Below are 20106 nucleotides of genomic sequence, written 5' to 3' on the forward strand. Positions count from 1 at the left end.
TCAGGGGGCCTCGCCCCCGGCCGCGCGCAGCTCGGCGGGCGCGCCGGCGGGCTCGCGCCGCTCGCCGTCCCCGTCCGCCTGCGGGCTCGTCCGGGAGCTCAGGAGGCGGAGGGCCTCGCGGTAGCCGTCGACGGTCCCGACCTCGACGTACGCGTGCCCGGCGGGGACGCCGAGCGCCACGCCCCCGCGGGCGATGTACTCGTTGACGAGGGGCCCGATGTGCTCGTCGCGCCGGCTCCGCTCGCACCAGAGCTCGTGGAGCTCTTGGAGCACGGCGCCGGTCAGCTTGAAGGCGCCCCAGATCCAGCGCGACGCGGCGTCGCGGCGCCTCGCCTGGATCTCGACGACGCGCCCACCGCCGTCCGTGACGACGACGTCGAAGCGCCCCGGGCGGTCGAACGGGAAGAGGAGGAACGAGAGCGCCCGCGCCCGGAGCGCGGACAGCCCGTCTTCGGGGAACCAGATCGCGTCCGGGAGGCCGACGAACACGAGATCGTCGGGCGCGATGAGCGGGAGCGCGCGGAAGACCGCGTCGCAGAGGCCAGCCGGGCGCGGCTGGACGACGTACGACAGGCTCGCTTGCCCGATGGCGGCGCCGTAGTACTCGAGGAGCTCCGACCTGCCCGGCGAGACGACGAAGCAGATCCGGGTCGCGCCGGCGAGCAGCATGCGCTCGACGAGGTGCTCGCTCGCCGCGCGGGGCTGCTCGGCGCCCTGCTCGAGGCGGCTGCCCATCGGGAGGAGCTCTCTCGAGAAGGCGAGCGGCTGAATCCGGCGCTCCGGGCCGGCGGCCGGGATGAGCCCCCACACGGTGGCCTGTCGTCCTCCTCTCACGCGCGCACCCCCGTCGAGGCCGGTCCGCCGCGCCGCGCGGGGGAGCGGCGGTGAGGGGCGGCGCAGCGCGAGATCACAGGCGCGCCGCGCTCGAGATCGCGGCGCGCTCGCTTCAATGAAGCGATGTAGTCCATGTCGAGGAAATCACGTTCATGTCCGGGATTGCCGCGCGGGGCGCGGTGAGCGGCGTGACATGCGTTGTGCTGCGCGGGGGCGGCGCGGCGGCGCTCCACGGTGAGCGCGAGCGCGAGACCCCGCGGCGACGAGGCGAGCTCACTGCCTTGGAACCAGCGTATACCGAGCTCCAGGTCGACCATTTTCAAGGCTCGCTCCGGTGAGCGCGAACGACGCTCGCTTGTGGCATTTTGTGTAACCAATTCAAATGGTTGCGCGATCGTTGCGCCACGGAGGCGCCGCTCGTTCGCGCGGCCTCTGCGGCGCCGCGTGAATGGATGGCGGACGCCGCTGCGCGGCGCGTGTGAATCGGAGTTCCAACATCGTACCTGCGGACCTCGAGATCAAGTCGAGCGCGAGACCCTATTTGTCAAGCTGAGACCGGATCGCGGCTGTCGATTCGTGATGGACTCATGACATGTCAAGCCGATCGAGATCCATCCCTGTCAAGCCGGCGCGGGTCTCGCGCCGCGCGCGCTCCCCCGAGCGAGTGGCAATCGCCTCGGGATTGACGCTCTCACAACGCGCGATCCCGGACAGGAAAAATGGCAGTCTCTACAGCGAACCCCCGAGCGGGGTATCAGGCATGGACGTAGCGAGCGGTGGTGTGACGATCCGCGTCAGGTTTCTGTCACGACGGCAGGCGACGACCCCGCGCGGGTGGTTGCATGGAATACATCGCCTGCCGAGGTGCGCTCACGCGGGCGACGGCGGCCGATCCGAGGCGAGCTCTGCGGCTTCGCGCTCGCCGATGGCGGCGGCGTGGCGGCGCAGCCGGTCGGCCATCACGTTCGGGATGCGCTCGGCGGCCAGGAGCGCGGCCGAGAGCGCGCTGCGCGCGGCGGCGAGCCGGCCGCGGCGCAGCGCGGTGACCGCGCGGATCTCGAGCACCTCGATGTGCTCCTGGCCGACCGAGCTCTGCGCCGAGCGGTCCACGAGCGCGTCCCACGCGGCGTCGCCCCCGTCCCGCGTCGCCAGGTCGATCATCGCGCAGAGCACCTCCTCCGAGGGGACCATCAGCGCGTCGGCGCGCCCCTCCGCGCGCGCCTGCTCCTGCATCTCGCGCATCCGCTCGAACAGCGCGCGGGCCTCGGCCTGCTCGCCGCAATAGAAGAGGAAGCGCGTCTTGAGGAGCAGGGCGACCGGCCGGCACATCCCGCAGAAGCGGTGCTGCTCGATCTCGAGCGCGCGCTCGATGTGCGGCTTCGCCGCCGCGAGGTCGTCCATGAGGTAGAGGTACTCGCCGAGGTTGTACTCGCCGATCCGCTCGAGCCCGCTCTGGCCGAGCTCGCGCGCGAGCGAGAGCACCCGCTCGAGGTCGGCGATCATCCGGGCCTTGTCGCCGCGGCACGCCCAGAGGAGCGCGCGGTTGTTCGTCACCGAGCCGAGGTGCAGCGTGTCGTGGTGCGCCTCGCAGAGCGCGATCGCCTGGCCGAGCGCCTCCTCGGCGTCGTCGAGCCGGCCGAGCCCCTGGAGGACGAAGCCGAGCATGAGCAGCGAGATGACCCGCGTCTCGTAGCCGTCCGCCCCGAGCGAGGCGGAGTCGGCCGCCGCCCGCTCAAGCGCGGCGGCCGCCTCCTCCTCCCGGCTGAAGCGGTGGAGCGAGCGCCCGACGCCGAGCGCGAGGCGCGCGGCGAGCGCCGGCGACAGCGCGAGCCCCTCGGCGAGCGCGCGCGCCTCCTCGACGCGCTCCTCGGAGCTCTTGAACTCGTCCATCCAGTCGAGCGCCGTGGCCTCGTCGAGGAGGATGTCGATCTGCGCCGGGACGTCGCCCCGCGCGCGCGCGATGGTCCGCGCGCTGGCGAAATCGGCGAGCGCGTCGTGGTAGCGGCCGAGTCGGTAGCGCATGAGGCCGCGGCCCCGGTGCGCGGCCGCGCGGTCGGGCCGCGCGCGGGCGGGCGCGCCGGGCGCGTGGCCCCGTGGAGCGCCGCCGCTCGGGGCCGTCGGCTCGATCGGCTGCTCCAGCGCGCGGCTGTAGAACGACTCCGCGTCGAGGTAGGCGTGCCGGGCGCGCGCGCGCTCGGCCAGGGTGAGGTAGGCGGCCTCGGCGACCTCGCCGAGGCCCGCCTGGGCCGCGTGGTACGCGAACGGGAGCAGGCGCGCGTCCTTGAGGTGGGGCGCGTCGCGCTCGCCCTCCTCTTCGTCGGCGGCGTCGCGGTGCAGCTTGAAGGCCGCGAGGTGGACGCGCCGGCGGAGCGCCTCGGGCGCGCCGCGGGCCACCGCCTCGCGGACCAGCGCGTGGCGGAAGCCGATGCGGCCTCGGCGATCCTGGACGAGCAGGCCCGCGGCGAGCAGGCGCTTCACGGCCACCTCGGCGTCGAGCGGGAGGTCGTCCGCCTCGCCATGCTCGTCGAGCCGCTTCAGCACGCCGGCCACCTCGGCGACGGCGACGTCGGGGCCGAGGAGCGCGATGAGCCGCGCGTGCGCCTGCAGCGCCGGCGGGAGCGCGTCGATCTCGCCGAGCGCGAGCCAGTCGAGGAGCGGCATGTCCGGCAGGCGATCGAGCTCGTCCGTCGCGAGGTACCACGCGTCGCCCCGCGGGTGCCGACGCACGATGCCCTCGCGCTTGAGGCCGCGCACGAGCTCGATGAGCAGGAGCGGGACGCCCTGCGCCCGCTCGACGAGGTGCGCGAGCGCGGGCTCGGGCACGTCCTCGGCGGGCAGGAGCAGCCGCCGGCAGAGGGCGATCGCGCTCTCGCGGTCGAGCGCCTCGAGGCGGTAGGTCTCGCGGCGCGCGGCGCGCTCGCCCCAGTCGGGGCGCGCGCTCTCGAAGCTCGGCCGGCCGAAGGCGCAGATGAAGAGCGGCGCCTGCGCCTCGGCGAGCGCCGCGTACTCGAGCGCGGCGAGCGCCGCGTCGTCCGCCGCGTGCGCGTCGTCGAGCACCACGAAGAGCGGCGTCCTCCGCGATCGCCGGCGGAGCGCCTCGCCGGCCGCCACGGTGAGCGCGGCGCGGAGCGCGCCCGGCGCCGCGGAGAGCGCGCGGAGCTCCGGGTAGCGCTCCTCGGCGAGCGCGTCGTCGCTGATCCAGCCGAGCGCGAGCGCCACGGCGGCCCCGAGCCGCTCCTGCGCGGCGCCGAGGCGGCGCCGGAGGAGCTCGCTGCCGCCGTCGGCGGGCGGGGACGACGGCAGCGCGAGCGCCTGCTGGAGGATCTCCCGGACGACGCGGTCGGCCCCGCCGGCCACCGGCTCGCCGGTGCGGAGCTCGATCACCTCGGCGCGGCCGTCGATCTCGCGCAGCCGCTGCACGAGGGCGCCCGCGAGGCGGCTCTTGCCGTGGCCGGCCACGCCGATGACGCTGGCGATGGTGGGCCTCGCGTTCGCCGCGGCGTCGCGCGCGCCCGCGACGAGCGCGTCGAGGACCTCGTTCCGGCCGAAGAGCGGCTGCGAGCCGGTGTCGAACGCGGTGTCGGCGTCGGGCCGGGCGGAGGTCGGCCCGGGCTGAACGGACGCCGGCCCGGGCGGGGGGAGCGAGTCGCCCGGGGGCTGCGAGGCGCCGTCGCCCAGCGCCTCCACGGCGGCCGGCGACAGGGTGAGCCCCGGGGGGCGGTCCGGCGCGAAGCGATCCTCCCGGTGGAAGAGCGGGCTCAGGAAGCGCCGCGAGCCGTCGGGCCGCGGCTGGACGGACACGGACGCGAGGTCGAGCAGCCCGCGGGCGAGGACGCGCTGCTGCTCGAGCTCTCGGCCGGCGCGCATCGCGCGGCGCAGCGGGCTCGCGCCGTCGGCGTGGTCGAAGACGGCGACGAAGCGGTTGCCGGCGGCGTGCGCGAGCTCGCCGCCGAGCGCGCCGAGCCTCCGCTGGAGGGCGACGACGTCGAGCTCGGCCTCGAAGAAGAGGAGCGCGACCGCGCGCCGCTCGACGCGGCGGGCGCTCGGCGGCGGCGGCTCCGTGGTGAGGCGCCGGAGGCGCGACGGGCGGCGCTCCTGGGCGCGCTCGAAGCTCTCCAGGGCGGCGCCGAGCGCCGCGGCGGTCTCGAAGCGCTGATTCCTGTCCTTGGCGAGGCACCGGAGCACGATCTCCTCGAGCGACCCCGAGATCGGCGCGATCGAGGAGGGCCTCGGGGGGCGGCGGCTCAGGTGATCCTGCCGCACCAGGGCGGGAGGTCCCCAGAACGGCGGTTTGCCGGTGAGGAGCTCGAACAGCACGACGCCGAGGGCATACACGTCCGCGCGCACGTCGATGTCGCCGTGGCCGTCGCACTGCTCGGGCGCCATGTACTCGGCGGTGCCGGGCGCCTCGCTCTCTGCGGTGATGCGGAGCGACGGGTCGCGGTGCCCCGCCGCGAGGCCGAGATCGATGATGGTGGCGCGGTGCGCGCCGTCCCGGGCGGCCGCGGATAGGGGCGCGCCGGGCTGGATGAAGAGGTTCTCGGGCTTGATGTCGCGGTGCACGTAGCCGCGCGCGTGCACCGCCTCCAGGGCCCGGACCGCGGCGCGGACGAGGGAGCACGCCGCGCGCGCCGGCACCGGGCCGGCGACGCCGGAGGCGACCATGCGGTCGGCGAGCGTCGGGCCGTCGAGGTAGTCCATGACGAAGTACGGCAGCCCGGAGGGGAGCTGGCCGCACGCGTGGACGGCGGGCACGTGGGGCGGGCCGATGTCGTGGAGGGCCCGCATCTCCTCGACGAGGCGGACGCCCGCGTCGGGCCGGGCTCCGTGCGCGACCTTGATCGCCACGGTCGGGCCGCCGCCCTCCGGCTCGGCCGCGAACACGGCCCCGAACCCGCCCGCGCCGGCGAGGCGGACGTTGCGGTAGCCCGCGATGCTGGGCGGCGGCGCCTCGCGGGGCCAGCCGGTGCTGGCGTCGTCCGCGCCGCTCGGGGCGCCGGGCTCCGGACCGGCTTGCCGCAGCACCGGGCCGTGCTGCGGGCAGCCGGGGTCCGCGCGCGCGACCCGCCTGCCGCATTCCCTGCACCGCGCGGCGAGCCCACCGGCGTGGGCGCCGCGTCCGTCTCGACGAACATCGGGCGACATGGGGGCCTCAGGGCAGGAACGTCGTAATCACCGCGGACGACGACTCGCCTCGATCGTTGGTGCAGCTCGGGCGATAGCCGCTGGCGGCGTGGAGCGGGCCGCACACGAGATCGCATGAGCCCACGATGTGAATGTTCGGGCATTCCCGGACGCCGCCCTCGGGGTCGGGGAGCCCCGTAGCGCAGTCCCTGCTGTGGTCGCGCGAGCTCTCGGCGTTGGACGCGTTGTAGCAGGCATAGAGGCGGGGGGTGCTCGCGAACAAATCGCCCCAGAACGCGCCCTCCTCCCTCGGAAAGGACGCCACCTCGCTCCGGTCCGGGTACCTGAGGGCCTGATGCGTCCCGCGCGACGAGATCATCACCGAGACGCCAGCCCGGTTTGCGCGCGACGCCACGCAGGCCGAGACCCAATGCCTCCGGGAGGCGCTCAGCGGCTCGTCGCTCCAGCCCGGGGCGAGCCCGAGGTGCCCCCAGTAGACCTCGTCGTGCGGCTCGTCGAGCTCGTCGCGCCACGAGAAGCGGAGCGACTGCGACGGGCTGAGCGCGCAGCTGACAATGTATTGAAGGAGCTGCCTGGACAGCGCGCCGAGCTCCCCTGGATCGGTGATCGCGGAGAAGGCGGTCGCCGCGAGGCTGCTCCCCTCGAGTCTGTTCGGGGCGAGCGCGTTGGGGTTGAGGGCGTTGGGGTTGAGGGCGTTGGGGTTGAGGGCGTTGGGGTTGAGGGCGTTGTGATTGCGGAGCGCACTTGGGGCTGCCTCGACCGACCCCGACTCCACCGGAAATCCGTCGCCGCCACCGCAGCAGGGCAGCAATGCGACCAACGAAAGCGTGCGCAGGTGCCGCGCGTGAATTCGCCCCTTCATCAGTTCCCTCCCCCGTTCCGCCAGCAGATGGAATAGGCTACCGTCGGGACAACGATGGATTTACTGTACCACCAGGCGAAGCGACGTGTAGCGACAACACGATCGTCACGTGCTGGTAAAAACGTCGCTCGGGTGAGCCCTTAGTCGTATCGGGGGGGTTATGACATTGGATGGGTTGGCGACGCGCGATAACGAGACGAGGGCGTTTTCCCTGGAGGAGAGGTCGTTCTCCCGAGGAGAGCTCCCGTGCGGCGCGCGCGCGGGCAATTACAGTGTTGTGGCGCCCATCGCCCGGGGCGGATGTGGCGCTGTGTACGAGGCGAGACATCTCCAGACGGGCGCGCGTGTGGCGATGAAGGTGCTGCACGGGACGCTCGCCGCCTCGCCGAAGATGGTGAAGCGCTTCCTGCGCGAGATCGAGGTGGTGAGGCTGCTCAACCACCCTGGCATCGTCGACATTCATGACGCCGGCGAGCTCCCGGACGGCCGGCCGTTTTACGTGATGGAGCACCTCGACGGGCTCACGCTCGACGTGCTCCTCCGGCAGGAGGGGAGGCTCTCGCCGGAGCAGGCGCTCGAGCTGCTCGAGCCGGTCTGTTCGGCGCTCGACGCGGCGCACGCCGCCGGCATCATTCACCGCGACGTGAAGGGCAGCAACATCTTCGTCTCGCGGGGCGCGCCGCGCGCGGTCAAGCTCCTCGATTTCGGGATCGCCAAGCTGATGGAGCCCGAGGAGGGGGCGAGCGGCTTCACCACGGCGGGGAGGGCGCCCGGCACGCTCACGATCATGGCGCCCGAGCAGATCCTCGGCGGCCCCCTCGACGCGCGCGTCGACGTGTACGCGCTCGGCGTCCTGCTCCACCGGCTCCTCACGGGCAAGCTCCCGTTCTACTCGCCGGACGCGGCCGAGCTGCTCCGGCAGCACCTGGAGGAGCCGCCGCCGCGCCCGAGCCGGCGGACCCCGCTGCCGCCCGCGCTCGACGCGATCGTCCTGCGCTGCCTGGAGAAGCAGCCGGAGCACCGCTACCCGTCGGTGAAGAGCTTCCTCTGCGCGCTCCGCGAGGCCGTGGGCGAGCCGACGTCGGGGCGGAGCAGCACGCCGGAGCTCGAGGCGGACGCGATCGCGGTGTACCTCGACCTGCGGCTGCGCACCGACGCCGACGATCTCGACGACGCGCTCGCCGAGGAGCTCGGCCTCGTGCTGGACCTCGCGGAGGAGCGCCTCCGCGACGCCGGGCTCACGCTGGTGTCGGTGACCGGCGGCGAGATCCTCGCCGCGCGCTTGCTCTCCTGCGACGCCGGCGAGGCGCTGCGGGAGCGCGCGGCGGTGATCGCGATCGCCGCCGCGCTGCACGAGGAGATCGCGCAGAGGAGCCGCCCGGACGCGCGCGTGCACCCGAACCTGTGCCTGCACGCCGGGCGGGTCGTGGTGCGCTGGATGCCCCACCCGGAGATCATCGGCGGCGACCTGGCGCGGGTCGGCGCGTGGGCGCCCGCCGAGCCGGTGCACGGGCTCTGCGCGACCGAGGAGGCGATCCGCGGAGTCGACGGACTCGAGCTCTCCGCGGGGCCGGGCCGCCTCGCGCTGATCGGAGAGCCCTCGGCGCAGTGCTCCTCGCCGGCGCCGACCTTGCGCAGCCGCGCGATCTGAGGCGCCGGGCGCGCGGCCCTCGCCGCCCGCTGCCCGCCGCGCCGCGCCCGCCGCCCGCCGCCGGGCCCCCTGCGAGGTGCGATGTCAGGGAAGCGACGGGCGCGCGCTCGGCCTGGGCCCCCTGGCGGACTCGGGATCTCCCGGAGTCGATATGACGACGCAAAAACGATCAAGAGGCGATTGCCGCTCGACGATAGATGCCATTATAAAGGCGGCCCGCGGGTGGTTCGACCTCGTGTCCGCGCCTCGCCGCTCCGGAAAGCTCTCATGTCCATGCGCCTCCAGCAAGCTATCCAGACCCTCCTCGATTCCGCCCCTCTCCTCCGCGACGCATCGAGCTGCGGCAACGTCCGGGTGCTCGCGTCGCTGCTCGGGCCAGCCTTTCGCGGCTTCGTCCAGCGGCGCGGCAAGGGCGTGGGCTCGACCGATATCTCGGTTGGATACGAGGCCAGCTTTAACTGGAGTTACGGGCGGGACGACCCAGACATGGCGAGGCTCTATCATCTGGCCAAGACGTCCCAGTGGAACGCCACGACCGACCTCGACTGGTCTCGCGACGTCGATTGGCTCGATCCGGCGATGCCGCTGTTGCCCGACAGCTGGATGCCGCCGTCCAAGCTGCCGATCTGGGGCAGGCTCTCCGAGCGGGAGCGGGCGGCGCAGCGCCATGGCCTCCTCTCCTGGATGCTGAGCCAGTTCCTGCACGGCGAGCAGGGCGCCCTGTTCGCGGCGTCGCAGGTCACCGAGTGTGTGCCCTCGCTCGACGCCAAGCTCTACGGGAGCACGCAGGTCGCCGACGAGGGGCGCCACGTGGAGGTGTTCCACGCCTACCTCACGCAGAAGCTGGAGAAGCTCTACGAGATCAACGACAACCTGTATGTCGTCATCGACGCGATCATGAGCGACGGCCGGTGGGACATGAAGTTCCTGGGGATGCAGATCATGATCGAGGGCCTCGCGCTCGGCGCGTTCAGCTCGATTCGACAGGTGACGAGCGAGCCGCTGCTCAAGGACGTCCTCCGGTCGGTGATCACCGACGAGGCGCGCCACGTGCATTACGGGGTCCTCGCGCTGACCAGGTTCTACCGCGAGGGCATAGGCGAGCGGGCGCGGAGGGAGCGGGAGGACTGGGCGTTCGAGCTGTCACTGCTGCTCCGCAACCGGTTCTTGGCGCACGAGTTCTATGACGAGTTCTATGCCCACCGCATGACGCGGTGCGAGTGGGACAAGCTCATGCTCGAGAGCGACCTGATGGGGTTCTTCCGCCGGACGATGTTCAAGCGGATCGTGCCGAACCTGAAGCGGATCGGCCTGCTCTCCGGGCGGATCCGGCCGCGCTACGCCTCGATCGGGCTGCTCGAGTACGAGCACGGGCGGTCGGCCAGCGAGCTGACGGCCAAGGAGCTGCTCGACGACGCGTGAGGCCGGGGCGATCGAGCCGCGGCCGGGGCGGGGCGGGCGCCCGCGCCGGCCTCCGGGAGGCGGTCAGCAGGTGGCGCCGATGCAGGCCGCGACCTCGACGGCGCACCGCTTCTGGATGCAGTCGAAGTCGCCGTTGCAGACGGGGAGCAACGGGAGGGCGCACGTCATGACCTGATCGACGAAGAACTGGACGTCGGCGCAGCCCCGCGACACGCAGCTCGAGACGCACGCCAGGCTGAAGGCGGGGGGCGACTGCGCGAGATCGATGCACCGGGAGGAGCAGGTGATCACCTCCAGGCAGTCCGCGGGCTCGCACGCGCCGCAGTCCGCCGGACAGTTGGAGCACGTCTCGAAGCTCTCGCAGACGCCGTTCGGGCACACCGAGCACACGCCGCAGTCGCGCTGGCACGACGCGCACGTCTCCGTCCCCGAGCAGGCGCCGTCGCCGCAGGAGGCGCAGGCGCCGCAGTCCGCGGGGCACGAGAAGCAGCTCTCGAGCCCGACGTTGCACACCCCGTTGCCGCAGGAGGCGCAGGCGCCGCAGTCGGGGGCGCACGAGGAGCAGTCCTCCGGCGCCGCGCAGACGCCGTCGCCGCAGCCCTCGCACACGCCGCAGTCGGCCGGGCACGTGAGGCACGTGTCGGCGCCGCCGCACACGCCGTCGCCGCAGCTGGGGCACGGGCCGCAGTCGTTCGGACAGCTCGCGCACGACTCGCTCGCCTCGTCGCAGGCGCCGTCGCCGCAGCTCGGGCAGAGGCCGCAGTCCGCGGCGCAGTTGCCGCAGTTCTCGGGGGCGGCGCAGGCGCCGTCGCCGCACGCCCCGCAGACGCCGCAGTCGCTCGAGCAGCTCGCGCACGACTCGGCGCCGTCGCAGGCGCCGTCGCCGCACCCCGGGCAGAGGCCGCAGTCCGGGGCGCAGCTCCCGCAGTCCTCCGCGCCGTCGCAGACGCCGTCGCCGCACGCCGCCGAGGGCCAGCCGCCGGGCGGGGCGGGATCCTCCCACGCCTCGGTGCGGCCGCAGCCCGCCCCGAGCCCGGCGCCCGCGGCGGCGACGAGCGCCGACCAGGCGAGCGCGCGCGCGGAGAAGAAGAGGCCGGGGCGATGCCGCCCGGACCGCAGCAGGAAGCTCAGCCGGCTAGTGGTACCCATACGATCGGCCCATGCGAGATCGGGTTGTAAGGAGGCGCGGGAGGGGCTCGCGGTCCGCGGCTGCGCCGCGCTGAGCCGCCCGCCGACGGCGTGCGGACGGAACATACCCGGAGAGCGCCCGCGAGATGGGGTCAAAGCACGGGCGCGCCGCGTTTCGCCGCGCGATCGGGGCGACGGAGCTGCTGGCGCGGCGTCGCGGTCGGATGGGCGGGGGCGGAGCCGCGCGGCACGAGCGGCACAAAATGAAAGAGGGCGGCACCTCCGGAGAGGTGCCGCCCAAAGCGCTCCGCAGCGCGCGCTTCACCCAGGAAGCGACGCGCCGCGCAGAGGGCTCACTGCTTGGGAGCCTCGGCCGGGTTCGCCGCCGCCGGATCGGCCGGAGCCGAGGGGGCCGACTCCGGGGTCGCCGCGGGCGCCGTCTCGGTCGAGGCGGGGGCCGCGTCGGTCGACGCCGGGGCCGCCGACGGGTCGCTCGCGGCCGGGGCGCTGCCGCCGCAGGCAACGGCGAGGGACGAGACCGACACGGCGACGAGCGCAAGAACGAGCTTGTTCATGGGAATCCTCCGAAAAAAGAGGGCGGCGAGGCCACCCCCAACCAGCAAACGTAGGAGCCGCAGTCCAAATCCGGCGGCCACCCACCCAGACGCCGCAGGGGGACAGAACGGCTCACAGTTTTTTCGATGAGCCGCCGGGGCCCCACCAGGCGTCTAGAAAACTGTGGGAGGCTCGGGGCTCTCCTGATGCTGCCCCGGACAGGAGACCGGGACGCGGCGCGCCGCCTCGGCTCAGGGGCCGCTTCCCGCACGGCGTCTCGAACACCCAGGCTGCTCCTTTTCAGGTACACGAACCCATGGCTCTGAGACCTCAGCGAGGGCGCCTGCGCCTTGTCGAACCGGTCGTCCCGGCCGCGGAGGCTCAGGCGGACATGGGCGAGGCCGGTCCGGCCTTCGCCCCGGAGGAGCGCGGCCGGAGCGATGTCCGGCCCGGGGGCGCGCGCGGGGGGAATGCCGCGGACAGGCGGAGCGCCGTCGCGGGCGCGCCGGCGGAGCGGGGGGGAGGCCTTACGGAGCTGCCGGACGCGCAGCTCGTGGTGCTCGGCGCGCGCGGGGACGTGGGCGCGCTCGAGCAGCTCTACCGGCGGCACGCGGCCTTCGCCATCCACCTCGCGACGCGCATCGAGGGCTCGGCGCGCGACGTGGAGGACATCGTGCACGACGCGTTCCTCCGCGCCTTCGAGCGCCTCGGCGACCTCGTGGACCCGGCCGCCTTCCGCGCCTGGCTCGGCTCGATCGTCGTCCACAAGGTCCGCTCGCGGATGCGGCGCACGCGGCTGCTCGGGATGCTCGGGATGGGCAAGTCGAGCGAGCCGGTCGATCTCGACGCGCTCGCGAGCCCGGCCGCCTCTCCCCACGCGCGCGCGCAGATCGCCCAGATCTACGCCCTGCTCCAGACGCTGCCGGCCGACGACCGGATCGCGTGGATCCTCCGCTCGGTGGAGGGGCACGATCTCGAGACGGTCGCGCAGATGACCGACTGCTCGCTGGCCACCGTCAAGCGGCGGATTTCACGGGCGCAACACTTCCTCGACGGTCATTTTGTGGATTCAACCAGCAGCGAGGCGTCATCATGAGCCGGCGAGGGCTACCCCGGATCGCACCGGCAGATCTGCGCGACCACGCGACCGAAGAGCGGATCGCGCGCGTCTGGGATCGCATCGAGCACGACCTCGCGGCGCGCGAGCCGTCGTCGTCGCGCCGCGCGGGCGTGGCCGCGATGCTCGCGGCGGCGACGCTCTCGGCGTTCGCCGGCGGCCTGTGGCTCGGCAAGACGATCTGGAGCGACGAGCAGGGCGCGCCGCCGCCCACCGCCGTGGCGCCGACCGACGACGTGCCGTCGCTGGTCGACGTGTTCGCCGCGGGCTCGCGGGGGCGCACCTTCCAGCTGCCGGGCGGCGGGACGATCTCGCTCACGGCGGGCACCACCGTCGAGGTCGAGCAGGCGGGCGGCGGCGCGCTGACGCTGCGGCTCGTGCAGGGCGAGGCGTGGCTCGACACCGTGATCGGGACGCGCACGGCGGCGCTCTCGATCGTGGCCGGGGAGGCCCGGCTCGCGGCGGCGGCGGGCAGCGTGCTGCGCGTGAGGCACAACGTCGACGACATCGACGTCAACGTCGCGGACGGGTCGGTCAAGCTCACGTCGCCGGCCGGCTCGCGGGAGCTCGGGCGCGGCGACGCCGAGGAGGGCGTGCCGATCCGGCAGCCCACGGCGGTGGTGGCGCCGCCGGAGGAGCGCCGGCGCGCCCGCGTCGCGTCGCTGCCGCGCTCGAGCGCGGAGGTGGCGCCGGTCGCGCCGCCGTCCGACGCGCCGGCGGCGGCGGCGCCGGCCGCCGCGCCCGACTGGCGCGCGCGGTACAACGCGGGCAACGTCGCCGAGGCGCTGCAGAGCCTGAAGCAGCAGAGCGGCGGCGTCGACGGCGCCATCGCCTCCGCGAAGACGGCGAGGGAGCTGATGGACCTCAGCGATCTCCTGCGCGCGAAGGGCGGCGATCTCTCCGCGGCGATGCGCGCCTTCGCGCGCGTCGTCGAGAGCTTCCCGACCGACGCGTACGCGCCGATCGCGGCCTACAAGCTCGGCGACCTCTACGCCAGCATGGGCGATCAGGCGCAGGCGGCGAAGTATCTGGACCAGGCGCGCTCGCTGTCGCCCGAGGGCAACCTCGCGGAGGACTCGTTCTGCAAGCGCATCCGCACCGAGCTCGTCGCCGGGCGCAAGGACGAGGCCTCGCAGATGGCCAAGGAGTACGTCGCCAAGTACCCGGACGGCCGGTGCGAGGACGTCCAGCGGCTCGTCTCGGGCGAGGCGGCGGAGGAGGACGAGGAGGAGGCCGCGCCGCCCCAGCCTCCGCCCGCCCCCGACGCCAGCCCCGCGCCGTGATCCGCGCGCGCCGGTCCCGGAGCGGCGCACGGCGGCCCCGGCTCTCCGACCGACAGGCTTGACATCCCGTAACGGCTCTGCGCTTGCTTGCCGCGCCGGAGAACCGCTTAGGATGACCACCGCCGTCCGCACCAGCTCCCTCCCCGCTCGCAAGGACGTTCAGGCTCTCCCGTCGTGGAAGCTCGTGCTGCCGAGAGGCGGCTACGTCTCCTCGATGGAAGCGTTCACCACGGCGATGGGCCTCCCGGGGTTCTCGCTGCTCGACCTCGGCACGCTGGCCGGCGGCAAGGACGCGCACCGCCTCCTCGGGCTGCGGTACCTGGTCGCCAACGGCGAGGTGTGGAGAGAGCACTTCGGCTGGCGGCGCGCGCTGGAGGCGGCGCTGCGCCGGGAGCTCCTCGGCGACGAGCGGGTGCAGGAGCTCCTGTCGGCGGCGGAGGGCCTCCTGTCGCGGATCCGGGAGGCGCGCGCCTCGATCACGCCCGAGGACCGCGGCGGGTTCGCCCGGTACCTGGAGGGCGGGCTGCTCCGGGCGCTGAAGCGCCGCGATTTCGAGGAGGAGCGCTTCCTCAAGTTCCTGATCCTGGAGCAGGACGAGCCCTCGCTCCGCGCTCAGGCGGCGGAGCTCCTGCGCTCCCGGGCCGGAGAGCTCCAGCGGGACGACGCGCAGGTGCTGGATCTCCTCTACGCCGCCGTGCACCGGCTGGACAGCTACCCCGCCACCACGGTGAGCGCGGGCCAGCTCAAGTACGTCCTCGTGGCGGACAAGGGGGAGATGGGCGTGCGGGCGACGCGCGAGGCGATCGCGCTCGGCAAGGTCCCCGTGGTCCTCTACAGCCTGAAGGACGACGAGAACGCGCTGCAGGTGCGGATCGCGCGGGAGGGCGGCGGGTTCGCGGTGGGCCTCGAGGGGAGCTTCCGCGAGAGCTACGCGAACTACGTCCAGATCGCGGACAAGGTGAGGGCCGAGTTCGAGCGGCGCTTCGGGGACGACTGGGAAGAGGAGCTCTCGCGCGCGGGCCTCTACCCCGGGTACGGCCCGCTCGCGGAGAACGCCGCGGCGATCCGGCACTTCCGCCAGAAGAACATCGTCTTCATCGGTCCGATGCAGGACGTCGTGGAGAACGCCGGCGACAAGCGGAAATTCCGCCTGATGGCCCAGGAGTTCGACGCGACGGCGGTGACGCCGGGCCTCGTCATCGACAGCGACGATCCCGACGAGATCCAGCGGATCATCGTGGAGACGCACGCCGCCGGGCGCTTCACCTTCCCGGGGCGCCTCAAGGCCGCGAACGGCGGCGGCGGGCGCGGGCAGGCCGTCATCCCGACCGCGGAGCAGGTGCCCCAGGCCATCCAGAAGGTCCTCGGCGAGATCAAGGCGTACAACTGGCAGCCGGGCGTGATGTTCGAGCAGAACATCCCGGAGACGATCCACCTGGAGGTGCAGGTGCTCCGGGATCGCTACGGCAACACGCGGCACTTCGGCATGCGCGACTGCAGCGAGCAGCGCGCCAGCCAGAAGATCCAGGAAGAGGCGCCGCCGGCCCTGCTCCGCCGGTACCCCGGCCTCGAGGAGCGGATCTGCGGGCTCGCCGTGCAGATCGCGGAGCGCGTGGGCTACGTGGGCGCGGGGACCGTGGAGCTGATGTTCAAGGACGGGAAGTTCTACTTCCTGGAGATGAACACGCGCATCCAGGTGGAGCACCCCGTCAGCGAGGAGAGCTACGCCATCAAGCGGAAGCGGGGCCGCGTCCCCGTGAACCTCGTCGCGTGGCAGATGCGCATCGCGGACGGGCAGGCCATCGACTTCGAGCAAGAGCAGGTGGTGCAGACGCACTGCAGCCGCGAGTTCCGCATCAACGCGGAGAGCTGGAATCCGGACCTCAGGGACTCGCGGGACGGCGGGAAGGGGCTGTTCCTGCCGAACGCCGGCGTCTTCGACCGCATCGCGCTCCCCGAGGCCGGCGCGATCCGCGAGGCGCTCGAGGACAAGGGCCTCACCGATCTGAAGATCCGGTTCGACTGCGGCTTCGAGGCCGGGGACGTCCTGGTCAACAAGGACCCCACGTTCGGCAAGCTCATCGTCTCGGTGAGCAGCAAGGACCCGGACAAGGCCTATGAGCTCTTGCGGCTCGCGTCCCTCGAGGTGCTGAAGAGGATGAAGATCGAGGGGCGGCAGGTGCGCCCCGACGGGACGCCGATCGCGGGCTCGCCGTTCAAGACGAACCTCCAGGATCACGTGCGCATCCTGAAGCTGCCGCTGTTCAAGCGCCATTCGAGCTACGACGATCGAGGCCGCCACGTGAACTGGGTGGTGGCCGCGTTCCGCGAAGAGGCGTAGCCCGGGGAGGTCGCCGCGATCGGGCGGCGGGAGGCGTCGCGAGGAGATGGCGACCAGTCCGATCCGGAAGGGCTGAAAGACCGGCCGGTGAACCACCGCGCGGCGTGGGAGCCCCGGAGGCTCGGACCGTGACACGACGCGACGAAAGCGCTGGCGGCGAAATATTACGAGCGCGCGCGGTCGCTGCCGCTCGAGGGCGGCGCCGCGGTGGTGTCGCCCGGCAACCGCAGCCTGGGTGAGGCGGTCGCGGTCGACAAGAAAGAGGCAATTCAGACCGCAACGGGGTATGTGGCCAAGTACCCCGATGGCCGGTGCGAGGATGCCCAGCGGATCATCTCCGGCGCGGCCGCGGTCGCAGCGGGAGGGCCTCCGTCGCCTGTCCCCGGCGCGCGCCCCGCGCCCGCATCCGCGCGCGCGCGCCCTCGCCGCGATCGTCCTCCTGCTGGGCTCCGCCGCCCCCGCCGCGGCGGCCGAGCCGCGGGCGCTGCTGGCGAGCAGCGGCTCCGCCCCTGCGCCGAGCGCGCCGCAGCTGCCCGCCGCGGCGGCGCCCATCGAGGTGCGCGTCGCGCTGTCGCGCGGCGCGGCGGAGGAGGTCTCGAGCGTCCGCGTGCGGCGCCTGCTCGAGATCGAGCTCCCGGACGGCGCGGCGCTCGCCGCCGAGCCGGTCGGCCCGCTCGGCGATCGCGTCGCGAGCGTGTGGGTCGACCGGCCCACCGCCGCCCGCCTCGAGATCCAGGTGCGCCTCGACGGCCGCGCGGTCGTGCGGCGGCAGATCGCCGTCTCCGGCCTCACCTCGGACGTCGCCGCGCGCCTCGTCGCGATCGCCGCCTCCGAGATGATCCTCGCCGAGATGCGCCGCGCGCGCGCCCCGCGGCGGCCGCCGCCGCCGCGGCGCCCCACCCCGGACGAGATCGAGCTCGCCTCGCGCGATCTCGACGCGCTGTCCGTCTCGGCCGGACCCTACGCGGCGGTCGTCTCGGGCGGCCCGCACGTGCTCGGCGGCGCCGGCCTGACGCTCGGCCTGCGGCGTCTGCGGCTCACCGAATCGCTGTTCGCCCGCCTGCTGGCCGCCCCGTCGTCCGGCGGCGAGACGCTGCGCTGGCTCGAGGGCGGCTTCTCGGGCGACTACCGCTTCTGGCTCGCCGCCTCGTGGCGCCTGTCGATCGGCGCCGCCGCCTCGGTCGCCTCGGTCCGGCTGCCGGCCGCCGCTTCCGTCGACGGCGTCGCGGGCGAGCGCGATACCTGGTCTGCCCGCGCCGGCCTCGGGCTCGGCGTCGAGACCCGGCTGGGCGGCCCCCTGTGGCTCGGGCTCACGCTGGACCCCGGGGTGGTGCTCCGGCCGGCGCCGTACGAGGCCGCCGGCGGCACCGCGGGCGCCGTCGAGGGGGTCTGGCTCGGGGTCGGCCTGTCGCTCGCCGCGGAGCGGCGCGCCTCGCCGCCGCGGTGAGCAGAGGGGCGCGCTGCCCCGCGGCGGTGAGCAGAGGGGCGCGGCGCCGCGGTCGTGAGAGCGGCAGGCGCTCCGCCCCGCGGCGGCGAGGAGAGATGCGCGCCTTGCCGCCGCGGCGCCGCGCCGCCCGCGGGCGCGGATCCGCGGTATCGTGTTCGTCGATGGATGACGAGATCCTCGAGCAGCTGCGCGAGCGCTACGCGTCAGGGAACCTGATCGTCTTCGCCGGCGCGGGCGTGTCGGCCGCGGCGGGCATGCCGACCTGGAAGCAGCTCGCCGAGCGGCTGCGCGACCGCGCGCGGAGGAAGGGCGCCGACCCCGCGGTGGTCGACGAGATCCAGCAGTACATCGCCTCGAACCAGCTCATCAACGCGCTCTCCGCCGCGAAGCTCGCGCTCGGGCCGCAGGACTTCAACTGGACGGTCGACAAGGAGCTCGACGACACCGGCCGCGACGTGCCCGAGGCGGCGCAGGCGATCGCCGCGCTCAAGCCGAAGCTCAAGGCGGTGCTCACCACCAACGTCGACCGCTTCCTGGAGCGCGCGTTCCAGGGCGAGTGGCGCATGGTCGACCGGCCGGCGGCCGACATCGCCATGGACAGGCGCTTCATCCTGAAGCTGCACGGCACGCTGCGCGCGTGGGACACCTGGGTGTTCTCGCGCGACCAGTACGACCGGGCGATCTTCGGCTCGCCGCTCCTGCAGGACGCGTTCGGCGCCCTCTACCGCACGCACTCCATCCTGTTCGTGGGCTTCGGCCTCGCCGACGACAACATCGACCAGACGCTCGCCCGCGTGCGCGCCCTCGCGGGCGGCCAGCCGCCCATGCACTTCGCGCTGCTCCCGAAGGGCGTGCCCCCGTTCCGCCGCCGGCTGCTCGAGGAGTCGGGCATCCGGCTCATCGTCTACGACAACCAGGCCGGCGATCACGCCGAGGTCGCGCAGCTCCTCCTCGGCCTGGAGCCGGCCGCCGCGCCGCCGCCGCCGCCGCCGCGCGCCGCGACGCCCGCGCCGGCGCCGCACCCGGCGTCGAGCGCGCACCCGACCGCGGCCCCGCCGGCGAACACGCACCCGGCCAAGGCGCGGCCGGTGCGCGTCTTCTTCTCCTACGCGTCGCGCGACGAGGAGCTGCTCGCGCGCCTCGAGGCGCACATGAGCCCGCTCAAGCGCGAGGGGCTGATCGCGCCGTGGCACAGCGGGAAGATCGGCGCGGGCGAGGACCTGGAGCGCGCGATCGGCGAGCAGCTCGAGGCGGCCGATCTGATCCTGCTCCTCGTGAGCGCGAGCTACCTCGCGTCCGAGCAGGGCGACGCGCAGGTGACGCGCGCCATGGAGCGGCGCGCCGCCGGGCAGGCCGCGGTCGTGCCGATCCTGCTCCGCCCCTGCGACTGGGAGACGACGCGCTTCGCCGAGCTCCAGGCGGTGCCGCGGGACAAGAAGCCCGTGACGAAGTGGTCCGACGAGGACGAGGCGCTCCTCCAGGTGGTGCGGGAGATCCGCGCGGTGGTGACGAAGCTGCGCGCCTCGCTCCGGTGAGCCCGGGCGCCCTCGTCCGGGCGGCGGCTCCGCCGCGGGGCGCGCGGTTTCCGCACTCTTCCGCCTCCTCGCCTCGTGAGGGATCGCCGCGGCGCGCGCCCGGGCGAGGCGGACCGGGCGGCCTCGCCAGCCCGAGCCCTCGGCGTTTTCTCGGGCTCTTCTGAGCCTCTGGCCTTGCCGCGCTGCGGCCCGCGGCGGGCGCGGACGCACGTCGCGACGCGCATGCGGCTTGCTTGGCCCACGGGGCGGACCACGCGAACGAGCGGAGAGGTGGCCATCGTGAGCCCATTGCACAGAGAGCGGATGGTGACGGCGCGCGAGAGCAGCCAGCCCGATGCGCGGGCCGCCGACGAGGAGCCCCCGCCGGAGTCGCGCCGGCAACCGGCCGTCTACACGGCGTGCGGTGGACCTACCGGAGAGCCCTGGCCGGAGCGCTCGCCCGTGCTCACGCCGGAGGAGGCGCGCGAGCTGTCCGAGCGCTGGAGCGCGATCCAGGCGGGCTTCATCGAGGCGCCGCGCCTGTCGGTCGAGCAGGCCGACGCGCTCCTGGCCGAGGTCATCCAGCGGGTCGCGCAGAGCTTCCGCGAGGAGCGCGGCGAGCTCCAGCGCCTGATCGACGGAGAGCCCGGGCAGCCGGAGGCGTCGACGGAGGAGCTCCGGCTCGCCCTGCGCAGGTACAGGTCGCTGCTCGGGCGCCTGCTCGCGTTCTAGCGTTCGAGGGACGCGCGGGCGGGGCGTTCAGGGCCGCGCGGGCGTGCGACCGGGGCGTGCGCGCCGCGCGACGCC

At 73.9% G+C, this 20106-nt stretch carries 13 protein-coding genes; 8 read left to right on the plus strand and 5 right to left on the minus strand.

The window, feature by feature from the left end:
- The 3 genes from WMF20_RS48475 to WMF20_RS48485 form a co-directional block, all read right to left on the minus strand.
- On the minus strand, window positions 1–810 hold the full coding sequence (locus WMF20_RS48475) for a sugar phosphate nucleotidyltransferase (RefSeq protein WP_129582060.1): 810 nt from the start codon (window positions 808–810) through the stop codon (window positions 1–3).
- Window positions 811–1704: 894 nt separating this feature from the next.
- A complete protein-coding gene (locus WMF20_RS48480; RefSeq protein WP_437608713.1) occupies window positions 1705–5859 on the minus strand; it encodes a serine/threonine-protein kinase in 4155 nt (1384 codons plus the stop codon).
- Window positions 5860–5986: 127 nt separating this feature from the next.
- On the minus strand, window positions 5987–6841 hold the full coding sequence (locus tag WMF20_RS48485; RefSeq protein WP_437608715.1) for a hypothetical protein: 855 nt from the start codon (window positions 6839–6841) through the stop codon (window positions 5987–5989).
- A 160-nt stretch (window positions 6842–7001) separates the two neighbouring features.
- On the opposite strand from WMF20_RS48485, the gene WMF20_RS48490 reads away from it, so the two are divergent.
- Both WMF20_RS48490 and WMF20_RS48495 read left to right on the plus strand, forming a co-directional pair.
- On the plus strand, window positions 7002–8492 hold the full coding sequence (locus WMF20_RS48490; protein WP_437608717.1) for a serine/threonine-protein kinase: 1491 nt from the start codon (window positions 7002–7004) through the stop codon (window positions 8490–8492).
- A gap of 267 nt (window positions 8493–8759) precedes the next feature.
- Window positions 8760–9914, plus strand: coding sequence for a ferritin-like domain-containing protein (locus WMF20_RS48495; protein WP_061623998.1), 1155 nt, complete (start codon window positions 8760–8762; stop codon window positions 9912–9914).
- 63 nt (window positions 9915–9977) lie between these two features.
- Here WMF20_RS48495 and WMF20_RS48500 read toward each other — a convergent pair whose 3' ends face one another.
- Together WMF20_RS48500 and WMF20_RS48505 are read right to left on the minus strand one after the other, a co-directional pair.
- A complete protein-coding gene (locus WMF20_RS48500; protein WP_437608720.1) occupies window positions 9978–11063 on the minus strand; it encodes a hypothetical protein in 1086 nt (361 codons plus the stop codon).
- Between the two features lie 332 nt (window positions 11064–11395).
- Window positions 11396–11617: a hypothetical protein gene (locus WMF20_RS48505; RefSeq protein WP_437608722.1), complete on the minus strand. Its 222-nt coding sequence runs from the start codon at window positions 11615–11617 to the stop codon at window positions 11396–11398.
- A gap of 371 nt (window positions 11618–11988) precedes the next feature.
- On the opposite strand from WMF20_RS48505, the gene WMF20_RS48510 reads away from it, so the two are divergent.
- From WMF20_RS48510 to WMF20_RS48535, 6 genes are all read left to right on the plus strand, one after another.
- Window positions 11989–12693: an RNA polymerase sigma factor gene (locus WMF20_RS48510; protein ID WP_129582062.1), complete on the plus strand. Its 705-nt coding sequence runs from the start codon at window positions 11989–11991 to the stop codon at window positions 12691–12693.
- On the plus strand, window positions 12690–13997 hold the full coding sequence (locus WMF20_RS48515; protein WP_437608724.1) for a tetratricopeptide repeat protein: 1308 nt from the start codon (window positions 12690–12692) through the stop codon (window positions 13995–13997). Before WMF20_RS48510 ends, WMF20_RS48515 begins: the two co-directional genes overlap by 4 nt.
- A 112-nt stretch (window positions 13998–14109) precedes the next feature.
- Entirely contained in the window at window positions 14110–16338 is a 2229-nt protein-coding gene (locus tag WMF20_RS48520; protein ID WP_437608726.1) for a biotin carboxylase N-terminal domain-containing protein, read from the plus strand.
- Window positions 16339–16657: 319 nt separating this feature from the next.
- Window positions 16658–17785 (plus strand): hypothetical protein, encoded by a 1128-nt coding sequence (locus tag WMF20_RS48525; protein ID WP_437608728.1) that lies wholly within the window; start codon window positions 16658–16660, stop codon window positions 17783–17785.
- A gap of 161 nt (window positions 17786–17946) precedes the next feature.
- Window positions 17947–19320 carry an SIR2 family protein gene (locus WMF20_RS48530; RefSeq protein WP_437608730.1) on the plus strand — a complete coding sequence of 458 codons (1374 nt, stop codon included), beginning with the start codon at window positions 17947–17949 and terminating at the stop codon, window positions 19318–19320.
- A gap of 279 nt (window positions 19321–19599) precedes the next feature.
- Window positions 19600–20031: a hypothetical protein gene (locus tag WMF20_RS48535; protein ID WP_237244804.1), complete on the plus strand. Its 432-nt coding sequence runs from the start codon at window positions 19600–19602 to the stop codon at window positions 20029–20031.
- Window positions 20032–20106 lie beyond the last annotated feature (75 nt).

This window comes from Sorangium sp. So ce834, assembly GCF_051521425.1.
In the GTDB taxonomy this organism is placed as follows: Bacteria; Myxococcota_A; Polyangia; order Polyangiales; family Polyangiaceae; genus Sorangium; species Sorangium cellulosum_D.

Bases quoted from the DNA above. Each gene is read 5' to 3' on its own strand.
- WMF20_RS48530 (WP_437608730.1), top strand. From the start codon at position 17,947: ATGGATGACGAGATCCTCGAGCAGCTGCGCGAGCGCTACGCGTCAGGG.
- WMF20_RS48505 (WP_437608722.1), bottom strand. From the start codon at position 11,617: ATGAACAAGCTCGTTCTTGCGCTCGTCGCCGTGTCGGTCTCGTCCCTC.
- WMF20_RS48525 (WP_437608728.1), top strand. From the start codon at position 16,658: ATGCCCAGCGGATCATCTCCGGCGCGGCCGCGGTCGCAGCGGGAGGGC.
- WMF20_RS48515 (WP_437608724.1), top strand. From the start codon at position 12,690: ATGAGCCGGCGAGGGCTACCCCGGATCGCACCGGCAGATCTGCGCGAC.
- WMF20_RS48490 (WP_437608717.1), top strand. From the start codon at position 7,002: ATGACATTGGATGGGTTGGCGACGCGCGATAACGAGACGAGGGCGTTT.
- WMF20_RS48485 (WP_437608715.1), bottom strand. From the start codon at position 6,841: ATGAAGGGGCGAATTCACGCGCGGCACCTGCGCACGCTTTCGTTGGTC.
- WMF20_RS48495 (WP_061623998.1), top strand. From the start codon at position 8,760: ATGTCCATGCGCCTCCAGCAAGCTATCCAGACCCTCCTCGATTCCGCC.
- WMF20_RS48520 (WP_437608726.1), top strand. From the start codon at position 14,110: ATGACCACCGCCGTCCGCACCAGCTCCCTCCCCGCTCGCAAGGACGTT.
- WMF20_RS48510 (WP_129582062.1), top strand. From the start codon at position 11,989: ATGGGCGAGGCCGGTCCGGCCTTCGCCCCGGAGGAGCGCGGCCGGAGC.
- WMF20_RS48500 (WP_437608720.1), bottom strand. From the start codon at position 11,063: ATGGGTACCACTAGCCGGCTGAGCTTCCTGCTGCGGTCCGGGCGGCAT.